General features: G+C 63.3%; 8 protein-coding genes. 5 read left to right on the forward strand and 3 right to left on the reverse strand.

Annotated elements, in window-relative coordinates; translation table 11 throughout:
• Positions 1–21: 21 nt before the first annotated feature.
• Positions 22–1,293, reverse strand: a complete 1,272-nt coding sequence (locus LNV07_RS17475; protein WP_263572446.1) for an efflux RND transporter periplasmic adaptor subunit — start codon at positions 1,291–1,293, stop codon at positions 22–24.
• A gap of 194 nt (positions 1,294–1,487) precedes the next feature.
• Between LNV07_RS17475 and LNV07_RS17480 the strand changes: the two genes are divergently transcribed.
• Entirely contained in the window at positions 1,488–2,027 is a 540-nt protein-coding gene (locus tag LNV07_RS17480; protein WP_263572447.1) for a GNAT family N-acetyltransferase, read from the forward strand.
• Here LNV07_RS17480 and LNV07_RS17485 read toward each other — a convergent pair.
• The gene (locus tag LNV07_RS17485) at positions 1,981–2,739 is read right to left on the reverse strand and encodes a hypothetical protein (protein WP_263572448.1); all 759 of its coding nucleotides are present in this window, start codon (positions 2,737–2,739) and stop codon (positions 1,981–1,983) included. The two genes, LNV07_RS17480 and LNV07_RS17485, sit on opposite strands and share 47 nt — an antisense overlap.
• Before the next feature lie 111 nt (positions 2,740–2,850).
• Here LNV07_RS17485 and LNV07_RS17490 point away from each other — a divergent pair, with 111 nt between their 5' ends.
• The 3 genes from LNV07_RS17490 (at position 2,851) to LNV07_RS17500 (ending at position 7,715) form a co-directional block, all read left to right on the forward strand.
• A complete protein-coding gene (locus LNV07_RS17490; protein WP_263572449.1) occupies positions 2,851–3,396 on the forward strand; it encodes an Mpo1 family 2-hydroxy fatty acid dioxygenase in 546 nt (181 codons plus the stop codon).
• A gap of 48 nt (positions 3,397–3,444) precedes the next feature.
• Positions 3,445–4,494, forward strand: a complete 1,050-nt coding sequence (locus LNV07_RS17495; protein WP_263572450.1) for a 2-dehydropantoate 2-reductase — start codon at positions 3,445–3,447, stop codon at positions 4,492–4,494.
• A 239-nt stretch (positions 4,495–4,733) separates the two neighbouring features.
• The gene (locus LNV07_RS17500) at positions 4,734–7,715 is read left to right on the forward strand and encodes an adenosylcobalamin-dependent ribonucleoside-diphosphate reductase (protein ID WP_263572451.1); all 2,982 of its coding nucleotides are present in this window, start codon (positions 4,734–4,736) and stop codon (positions 7,713–7,715) included.
• Positions 7,716–7,897: 182 nt separating this feature from the next.
• Here LNV07_RS17500 and LNV07_RS17505 read toward each other — a convergent pair whose 3' ends face one another.
• A complete protein-coding gene (locus LNV07_RS17505; protein WP_263572469.1) occupies positions 7,898–8,911 on the reverse strand; it encodes an integron integrase in 1,014 nt (337 codons plus the stop codon).
• Positions 8,912–9,159: 248 nt separating this feature from the next.
• On the opposite strand from LNV07_RS17505, the gene LNV07_RS17510 reads away from it, so the two are divergent.
• The gene (locus tag LNV07_RS17510; RefSeq protein ID WP_263572452.1) at positions 9,160–9,606 is read left to right on the forward strand and encodes a GNAT family N-acetyltransferase; all 447 of its coding nucleotides are present in this window, start codon (positions 9,160–9,162) and stop codon (positions 9,604–9,606) included.
• The last annotated feature ends 435 nt before the right edge of the window (positions 9,607–10,041 follow it).

The raw sequence follows: 10,041 nt of genomic DNA on the forward strand, positions 1-10,041 counted from the left end.
AGTGTTTGAAGAGTTAGCTTTTTAGCGGCTGATGGTGACGCGCGGCGCGTCCTTGAAGTTGTCGGCGCCCGAGATCACGACCTGCTCACCGGCCTTCAGACCTTCCAGCACCTCGACCTTGGCGAGGCTTCGAACGCCGAGCTTGATCGCGCGCTTCTCCGCCTGGTCGCCTTGCAAGACATAGGCAAAGTGGCCGCCGCCTTCTTCGACAAAACTGCCGCGCGACAGCGTCAACACCTTGTCGCGGTGGTCGAGCAGCATGCGCACCGACAGGCGCTGGTTCTGGCGCAGTTGTTCGGGCTGCTTGCCGGCAAAGCGCAGCCGCGCCGCCACCTCGCCGTTGACGACCTCGGGCGAGACCGAGCTGAGCAGGCCCTGCCATTTCTGATCGGCACCGCCGCTGATTTCGCCCGCCATGTTTTGCTGCAGTTCGCGCGCCAGGCTCTCGGCCACCTGGATCTGCACCTCCAGCGCAGACAGATCGACGACCGACAGCAGCTTGGCATCCTTGGCCACGCTGGCGCGGTCGGTGACAAAGAGCTGGCCGACCTGGCCGTCGACCGGCGAGCGCAGGCTCAACTCATCCAATTGCCGCTCGACATCCTTGACCATCAGCGCCTGGCGCTCGAAGGCCTGGCGCTTGGCTTGCAGCTCGAACTTGAGCGCGTCGTCCTTCAGGCCCAGCAACTCCTGCGCCTGCTTCAGCGCGACCTGCGCCTTGGCCAGGGTGTCACGCGCCTGGTCGACCTGGGCGGCCGCCGTGGCGCCGGCCTGGAAGGCCTGGGTCTGGCGGGCCAGGTCGTTCTGCGCGGTCTTGAAGCTGATGGTGGCCGTTTCAAGCTGGCTCTGCGCCTGCGCACGCTGCTGGCGCGAGTCGGCTTGGGCGCGCAGCCATTCGCTTTGCAGCGCGTCGGCATTGGCGCGCTCCTGCGCCAATCTGGCAGTCAACTCCGGGCTGGCAATCTTCAGCAAGACCTGCCCCCGCTTGACCTGATCACCGGCCTGCACGCTCAAGGCGACCGTGCCTGGGCTGCCGGCATAGAGCGTCGGGCTGTTGGCGGCGACCACGCGGCCCTCGGCGGCGATATCACGGGTCAGCGGGCCGATCTCGACGGTGGCCAGCGACAACCTGGCCAAGGCGACCGAAGCGCCGCTGAATTGGCTCATCAATTTCGGGCCGGCGTAGGCGGCCAATGCCAGCGTTGCCAGAGCCAAGCCGGCGAGGGCGAGGCGGCGGCCCGGCTTGCGGCTGGGCTTAAGGATTTGATCCTGCGCGGAGGTGTCTCGAATCATGGGGTGCTTGTCTTGGGTGGCCTAGTTAGCCTATTCATCGCAAGCGGCGTGCCAGGTGTGACCGTGCGCCGAAATCCAGATCAATCAAGGACTTAGGGCGATGCAGCCGGGGGCGGGACTGTCCGCGGACAGTATTCGGACAAGCCTGCCGGACAACACAGGCCGGACAATGCACTTACAGGAGAGTGCAAAGCATGAAGTTGACCGAACTGCAGGTGCGCCGGGCCTTGCCCGAAGACCGCTTGCCGCTGTATCGAATGTTGGAGCTGTATCAGCATGATTTGTCCGATATCTGGGATCAGGATCTGGACAGCCATGGCGAATATGGCTACGAGCTTGATCAGTACTGGCGCGATCCCAGCTTTCACCCGTTTGTGGCCGTCGTGGATGGCCGTTACGCGGGCTTTGCATTGGTAAATCCGGCGCTCAAAGTCGGCGAGCCCGGCGCCGCTGCGCATTGGATGGCGCAATTCTTCGTGCTGAAAAAATATCGCCGCGCCGGGCTGGGTGCCGAGCTGGCTTGTGCGGTGTTCAGGGCGCTACCCGGGCGGTGGGAGGTCGGGCAAATGAGGGATAACCTGCCGGCCCAGGCCTTTTGGCGGCGGGTGATCGGTGAATATTCGGCTGCTGCCTACACCGAGCATGAGTTGACCGAGGGCTGGTGGCAGGGGCTGGTGCAATGCTTTGTCAGCGGCCCGACTGTTGCGGCTTCGCCAACAGATCAAACTCGATAAGCAGCTCGTCCTGCACCGCCAGTAGACCGCCGGCCACCGAGAAGGGCGTCAGACCGTAGTCGCTCTGCCTCAGCACCATCGCACCGCGCGCCCGCAGGCTGCCGCCCTCAAGGCTCGCATGCAGGGCCAGCCATTGCTGTTGCCTGCGGCCATGCAGTTCCACTTCGACCAGCGCGGCCAACTTGGGGTAAGCGCCCTTGAGCGCCAAGGAACGCAGGCGCAGCAGCGGATAGGCATCGGCCTGCAAGCCCTTCTCGCCCAGCATATTGGCGCGCGTGGCGGCGATCATCTCGGGCGATAGCGTCGATGCCCAGCCCGCACCCAAGGCGGCGCGCGCCTCTGGCGCGTCAAGCTGCAATTCATCCAGCCGCAAGGCGAGTTCGAAGCCGGCCGAAGCAAGATCCAAGTCGCCCGCCGGCAGGCTCACAAAACCCTTCAGCTTGGGCGCGTTCAGCACATGGTTGTGGCCCAGTTTGGCCGCTCTGCCTGCGCGGAATACATGGACATTGAGCACCGATGCGGCGGCGTCAATCTGCAAAAGCGCACGGCCTTCGCCCGCATTGCGCAGATCGGCAAAGTCATCCCCCCAAGCCGAGGCCGCCGCGACTGTTGCGACCCGGTCCGGCGCAATAGAGCAGGCGCAGAGCAGCACCACCGCGAGCGAAGGCAGCCAAGATTTTTGGAATGCGCTAGAAAATGGGGTCAGGTTCATTTTTGGGTCGGCCAAACTGCCGCAAAATCTGGGTTGATTTTGACCGCCCGATGGCGATGCGTTGAATTAGTATGATTGGCAAACGCCTTAGCCTTGAATCAGGAGACCACTATGGCCGCCAGCCCCTTTCGTCCCGCGCTTGACTTGATGGCGCAATATGCGAGCTACCACCGCGATCGCCGCAATATTGCGACTCACTTCGTTGGCATTCCTTTGATCGTTTTTGCGATCGGCGTGTTGCTGGCGCGGGCCGATCTCAGCCTCGGCGCGGTGCAGTTGACGGCGGCCTGGTTGCTTTGGGGTGCCAGCACGGCTTGGTATCTGACCCGGGGCAATTTGGTCTTGGGTTTGGCCGTTAGCGCGGTGAATGGTTTGTTGATGGCCGCGGCCGAACCGCTTGCCGCCGGCAGCGTCGGCAACTGGCTTGCCTGGGGCATCGGGGCCTTTGTGCTGGGCTGGATCATTCAGTTCCTGGGCCATTATTACGAGGGCAAGAAGCCCGCCTTTGTTGATGACCTGGTTGGCCTGCTGGTGGGCCCGATGTTCGTCGTCGGCGAGGCGATGTTTGCGCTCGGCTGGGGCCAGGACTTGGCCGGCGAGATCGAACGCCGGGTTGGCCCGACACATCTGCGCGATCTGGCCCACCCGCTCGCATGAGCGGCATGTCCCCGCCGCTCGCATGAGCGGCATGTCCCCGCCGCTCGCATGAGCGGGGGGCTTCAGCCGCCAAAGGCTGAACCGATTTCCGTCTTGGTCATGGGCGCCGGCTCGGTTGGCTGCTACTTGGGCGGCATCCTGGTCGCCGCCGGGCTGCGAGTCGATTTTGTCGGCCGGCCCCGCGTGTTGGCCGATTTGCGAGCGCAGGGCTTGACGGTGAGCGATTTGGGTGGCGGCCACCGCCATCTGCCGGCCGCCGCCTTGCGGCTGCACGACGAACTGCCCGCCGAGCTGAAACCCGATATCACGCTCTTGTGCGTCAAGAGTGGCGCCACCGCAGAGGCTGCGCAAGCGCTGCAAGCGAAGCTGCCGGCCGCCAGTCTGGTCGTCTCGATGCAGAACGGCGTCGGCAATGCCGAGCGGGCCCGTGCCGCAGCGCCGGCGCTGGCTTGGCGCGCCGGCATGACCCCGTTCAATATCGCCGAACTGGGCGCCGGGCATTTCCACCGTGGCAGCTTGGGTGCGCTGGCGATGCAAGGCTTGGGCGATGAGCCGGCCTTGGCTGCGCTGCAACGATGCTTTGAAAGCCAAGGTCTGGGCCTGCGTTTGTACGCCGATTTGCAGGCGGTGCAGTGGGGCAAGCTGCTCATCAATTTGAATAATCCGGTCAATGCGATGTCCGGCCAAGCGCTGCGCGCCGAGTTGCTGCAGCGCGGCTACCGGCGCTGTTTTGCCGCCTTGCAAAGCGAGGCGCTGGACATTCTGGAGGCGGCCGGCATCGAGGTCGCGGCGATGACGCCGCTGCCGCCACGCCGCCTGATCACGATGTTGCGCCTGCCGACGCCGGTCTTCCGGCTGCTGGCGGCGCGCATGCTCAAGATCGACGCCAAGGCCCGCTCCAGCATGGCCGATGACTTGAGCCTGGGGCGGCCCACCGAGATTGATGCGCTCTGCGGCGAGGTGATCCGCTTGGCCGCGCAGCAGGGCCGCCAAGCGCCCTTGAATGCCCGTATGCAGGCGCTGGTGCAGGCCTGGTTGCCGGGGCAAAGCCCTTTTTATTCACCGGCCGAATTGCTGGCCGAGCTGGGCTTGGCCTGAATTTTTGTCGAAATAGCGGTGAATTTTTCAGCCCTTACGCGGCGATTCGGATACTTCTAGATCAATATTTTCAGCGGCTTGGCCAAGAAGTAACTGCTCACAATTGATGATTTTTGCCATCCGCGCCGGCTGAAAAATTGAGTCGATGATGGCTGGCTCATGATCAGGGTCAAGCACCGCTCGCTAAGATGCCGGCAACATCGCGCACCGAATTTGATCCCGCCGTCCCGGAGACCTGCATGAGCTCGCCCACCCCTACCCAGCCTTCCACCCAAACCACCAGCGCCGCTCAAGGCGACATCTTCAGCGCACCGGCTTTCCGCGTCGCCGTCGCGCCCGCCTCGGCGCTGCCGGCCCAGGAGATCAGCGCCGAGGTTTTGCTGGAGAAATACGCCAAAGGCGATGAGCAGACTTTGGATGAATTACGCCAGCGCGTGGCCCGGGCCTTGGCGCAGGCCGAGGCGCCCGAGGCGCGCGCCGAGTGGGAGGCGCGTTTCCTGGATGCCCAGCGGCGCGGTTTCGTGCCCGCCGGCCGCATCAATTCGGCCGCCGGCACCGAGCTGTCCGCTACCTTGATCAACTGCTTTGTGCAGCCGGTCGGCGATTCGATCGCCTCCAGCGAAGACGGCCACCCCGGCATCTACACGGCGCTTACCGAGGCGGCCGAAACGATGCGCCGCGGCGGCGGCGTCGGCTATGACTTTTCGCGCATTCGCCCCTATGGCGCCTGGGTCGGCTCGACGCAGAGCAGCGCGTCCGGCCCGGTCAGCTATATGCGCGTGTTTGACCGCAGCTGCGAGACGGTGGAGAGCGCCGGCAGCCGCCGTGGCGCGCAGATGGGCGTCTTGCGTTGCGACCACCCGGACATCGAAGAATTCATCCGCGCCAAGGACAAGGGCGACCTGAAGAACTTCAATATCTCGGTCGGCGTGACCGATGTGTTCATGCAGGCGGTCGAGGCCGACGGCGAAATCGAGCTGACCCACAAGGCCGAAGCCGGGCAAAAACAAAAGGCGGCCGGTGCTTATCAGCGCGCCGATGGCCTGTGGGTCTATCGCAAGCTGAAGGCGCGCGCGCTCTGGGATCAAGTGATGCGCAGCACCTATGACCACGCCGAGCCGGGCGTGCTGTTCCTGGACCGCATCAACGTTGACAACAATCTGCATTACTGCGAATCGATCGCCGCGACCAACCCTTGCGCCGAACAACCGCTGCCGCCCTATGGCTGCTGCTGCCTGGGTTCGGTCAACCTGACCTGCTTTGTGCGCAACCCCTTTGGCCCCGACGCCAGCTTCGATGAAGAAGGCTATGCCGAGGTGTGCCGGGTTGCCACCCGCATGCTCGACAACGTCTTGGACGTGACGCCCTGGCCGCTGCCCGCGCAGCAGCAAGAAGCACGCAACAAGCGCCGCGTCGGCCTGGGCTTCACCGGCCTGGGTGATACCTTGGTGATGCTGAACCAGCGCTATGACACCGAGGCCGCCCGCGATGTGGCGCGCCGCCTGAGCGAGGTGATGCGCAATGCCGCTTATGAGGCCTCGGCCGATCTGGCGCTCGAGCGCGGCGCCTTCCCGCTCTTCAATGCCGATCTGTATTTGTCCGGCGGCAACTTTGCTTCGCGTCTGCCGACTGGCTTGAAGGACAAAATCCGCACGCAAGGCCTGCGCAACTCTCACCTGCTGTCGATCGCGCCGACCGGCACCATCAGTCTGGCCTTTGCCGACAACGCCTCCAACGGCATCGAGCCGGCCTTCAGCTGGAGCTATACGCGCAAGAAGCGCATGGCCGATGGCTCGTTCAAGGAATACGCGGTCGAGGACCATGCCTGGCGCTTGTACCGCCATATGTTCGGCAAAGACGCGCCACTGACCGAGGCCTTTGTGACCGCCTTGGAGCTGAGCGCCGCCGACCACGCGGCGATGGTGGCGGCGGTGGCGCCCTTTGTGGACACCTCGATCTCCAAGACCGTCAACGTGCCGGCCGATTACCCCTATGCCGATTTCCAGGACCTCTATACCGACGCCTGGAAGGCGGGTCTGAAGGGTTTGGCCACCTACCGGCCGAACAGCATTCTGGGCTCGGTCTTGAGCGTCGAGCCGACGGCCGTCAAAGAACCCGAGGCGCTTAAACCCGTGTTGGCCGATGGCAGCAACCAGCGTATGTTGGTGTCGCGCCTGCCGAACGCGGTGTTGGCTTCGCTGCGCTGGCCGAGCCGGCCCGAGTTGCCCGGCGGCAACCCGGCCTGGAGCTACATGATCCGTCACCCGCATGGCGACTTCGCGCTCTTCGTCGGCGAGCTGCCGGCCGAGGGGCCGGACGCCGGCCTGTTCGGCAAGAATTTGCCTTTCGAGGTTTGGGTCAATGGCGCCGAGCAGCCGCGCGGTTTGGCGGCGGTGGCCAAGACCTTGTCGATGGACCTGCGCACCAATGACGCGGCCTGGCTGCGCCTGAAGCTGGACGCGTTGGCGACGGTGGCCGAGGAGCGCGCCTTCGAGATGCCGATCCCGCCGAGCGGCGAGTCGCGCCTCTTCCCCGGTGTGGTGGCAGCGACGGCGGCCGTGATCCGCTGGCGCTGCGAGCAACTCGGCGCGCTGCAAGACGGCGGCGCCACGCCGGTGATCGACGCGATGTTCAGCCGCGAGGAGCCGCGCACCAGCACCATGGGCACGCTGGCCTGGGCGGTCGACGTCGACAACCCGGCCACTAACGAGCAATTCACGCTGACGCTGAAAGAGGTCAGCCTGCCGACACCGGAAGGTGGCTTCGTCACCCGGCCTTGCGCGATGGGCTTCTCGGGCAATTACCCGAAAGCGCTGGACGGCATGGCGCGTTTGCTGAGTTTGGACATGCGGGTGATGGACCCGGCCTGGATCGGCATGAAGCTGCGCAAGTTGCTGAACGTGGGCGAGCCCTTGGGTCACTTCATGGCGCCGGTGCCGACGCTGACCGGCGAGCGCCGCCAGCAGATCTGGCCGTCTACCGTGGCCTATGTGGCGCGTTTGATCATCCATCGCTATGCGATGTTAGGCGTGCTGGACGAGCAGGGCCTGCCGCTGGTCGAGATGGGGCTGTTGCAGGCGCCGATTGCCAAGGCCCATGTCGGCGAGAAGGTGCAGGCGATGGCCGGCAAGCCATGCCCGGAATGCGGTAACAGCACGATGATTCACAAGGATGGTTGTGATTTCTGTACGGCTTGTGGGTATGTGGGGCAGTGTGGGTGAACTGCTCGCCTTCGACTTGATTGCTTTGGCCGCACGATGCCGGGCGTTCGGCCCGGCCGCCGACCTACTTTGCTTCTCAATTCTGACGTGACCACTATCCTGACATGAAGGGCCAAGAGAAGAGGGTAAGAGAAGAGGGTAAGAGAAGGCGACCCTGCCGCATGGCCACGGGCACAGCCTCCTCATAACTGATCCAGGGGGCTGCGCACGGCTCCGCCGCCCATCTGCAAGACATGGGTATAGATCATGGTCGTGGACACATCCGCATGGCCCAGTAGCTCTTGCACGGTGCGGATATCGCTGCCGTTTTGCAGCAGATGGGTGGCGAAACAGTGCCTGAGCGTGTGGGGCGTGGCGGGCTTGACGATGCCCGCGGCCGTCACTGCTCGTTTGAAGGCCCGTTGAAATGTTTCCTCATAGAGGTGATGCCGGCGGATCACGCCACTGCGTGGATCGGTGGCATGGTGATCTTGCGGGAAAACCCAAAACCAGCCCCAGCTGAGCGCCGCTCGGGGGTACTTGCGTTCCAAGGCGTAAGGCATCTCTACGCCGGCTCGCCCGGACTCAACATCGGCCCACCAAACCTGCCGTCCACAGCCCAGTTGCTCACGCAAGTCCAGCAACAGTGAAGTAGGCAACATGACGACGCGGTCCTTGCCTCCTTTGCCCTGGCGCACGAAAATTGCGCGTTGGGAAAAGTCGATGTCCTTCACACGCAGGCCTACGGCCTCAGAGATGCGCAAACCGGTGCCATACAACAGGCGCGCCAGCAGTTGGTGGACGCCGACCAGTTGCCGCAGGATGGCCGACACCTCGTCCACACTCAACACCACAGGCAAGCGCCGCTTGGGCACCGGTCGCCCGATCTCCTGCATCCAAGGCAATTGCTGACCCAACACCTTGCCATAGAGAAACAGCAGCGCAGACAAAGCTTGCCGGTGGCTGGACGGCGCCAAACAGCGGTCGGCGGCCAAGTAGGTCAAAAAAGCCTCGACCTCTGGGCCACCCATCGTCGAGGGATGCCTCAAGCCATGAAAGCGAATGAAGGCTCGACACCAATACTTGTAAGCCTGCTCGGTGCTGGGGCTGTAGTGCAACATCCGAATGCGTTCGCGGAGCTGGTCGAGCAGCCGAGTCGACTGGAATTGCGGCAAAGGCTCAAAAGAAATCGGCCGCTGCCGCAGCTGGGCCGGCATAACGCCTGTAATTGATGGCAACATACACACCTACCTAGCTCCTGGCGGTGCCGCGCAACCACCAGGGAGTTTGTAACAGGCGCGGCTTTTGTCGCTTAATTTAATACTGTATGAATAAACAGTCAAGTGCTGACAAATCAACGCCGTTTCAATCACTTGCTGCAATTTTCAGAAGTGCCGTTATTGCGTTGGTTTCGGCGTTATTCCGCTCGACCCTGCGGTATACAACACGTTAGGCCTCTCACGCCATGAATATCCGCGAGATTCATCCGAACGAGCTGCCCGAGTTGCTGGCTCTGTATGCGCACTTGCATGTGTCGGATGCCCAGTTGCCCGAAAAGGCTGTCATCCAAGCTGTCTGGCAGGAACTCATGGCAAATCCGCGCTACAAATACTTTGGCGGGTACCTCGACAATAATTTGATCGCAAGCTGCACGATTACGGTCGTCCCAAATCTCACGCGGGGGTGCAAACCGTATGGCGTCATCGAGAATGTAGTCACCCACGCCAGCCATCGAAGTCAGGGGTACGGCAGGGCGGTATTGGCACAAGCTCTATCCCATGCTTGGTCGGCTGGCTGCTACAAGGTCATGCTGCTCACCGGCAGGAAAGATGAAGCCACTTTACAGTTCTACGAATCGGCAGGGTTTAGCCCGCATGAAAAGCAAGCCTTCATTGCCAAGCCAGAGGCCTAACCCGGCGTTCGAGCCGACTCGCAACGGCTGGGCTCTTCAGGCCCCCATTTCATTCTGGGCCTTCTGTGCCCAGCCGCTGCTCGCGGCTCAACTTCAACGCTATGCCGCAGGCTAAGAATATTTCGAAGAGCCGTTTCAGATTGCGCGTCCGCGCCAATCGCCTTTGGCAATGGGCTTCGCTTTTTGCCAGTTCGGGCGGGGAGCAGGCGGCTTCAGCTTTCGGCGGCCAGGATCTTGCCGGTTTAGGCCAGGCTGGACTTTCGCTTTCCTCGGTTCGCCACCGGCCGCATGGTATCGAGGCGGCCTGTCGCCTCAGCCGAGCGCGGCATGGGTACAGCTCCGGTATGCTGTCGGCCACCTCCACCGCAGTGCCTTCGATGCGGCTCCGCATAGCCGGTCGCTCAAGCGGACCGCCTGCGGCGGCCGCTTACCTTC

Origin of the sequence: Roseateles oligotrophus (genome assembly GCF_025717515.1) — a bacterium.
GTDB classification, from domain to species: domain Bacteria; phylum Pseudomonadota; class Gammaproteobacteria; order Burkholderiales; family Burkholderiaceae_C; genus Paucibacter_A; species Paucibacter_A oligotrophus.

Bases quoted from the DNA above. Each gene is read 5' to 3' on its own strand.
- LNV07_RS17475 (WP_263572446.1), bottom strand. From the start codon at position 1,293: ATGATTCGAGACACCTCCGCGCAGGATCAAATCCTTAAGCCCAGCCGC.
- LNV07_RS17495 (WP_263572450.1), top strand. From the start codon at position 3,445: ATGAGCGGGGGGCTTCAGCCGCCAAAGGCTGAACCGATTTCCGTCTTG.
- LNV07_RS17505 (WP_263572469.1), bottom strand. From the start codon at position 8,911: ATGCCGGCCCAGCTGCGGCAGCGGCCGATTTCTTTTGAGCCTTTGCCG.
- LNV07_RS17500 (WP_263572451.1), top strand. From the start codon at position 4,734: ATGAGCTCGCCCACCCCTACCCAGCCTTCCACCCAAACCACCAGCGCC.
- LNV07_RS17485 (WP_263572448.1), bottom strand. From the start codon at position 2,739: ATGAACCTGACCCCATTTTCTAGCGCATTCCAAAAATCTTGGCTGCCT.
- LNV07_RS17490 (WP_263572449.1), top strand. From the start codon at position 2,851: ATGGCCGCCAGCCCCTTTCGTCCCGCGCTTGACTTGATGGCGCAATAT.
- LNV07_RS17510 (WP_263572452.1), top strand. From the start codon at position 9,160: ATGAATATCCGCGAGATTCATCCGAACGAGCTGCCCGAGTTGCTGGCT.
- LNV07_RS17480 (WP_263572447.1), top strand. From the start codon at position 1,488: ATGAAGTTGACCGAACTGCAGGTGCGCCGGGCCTTGCCCGAAGACCGC.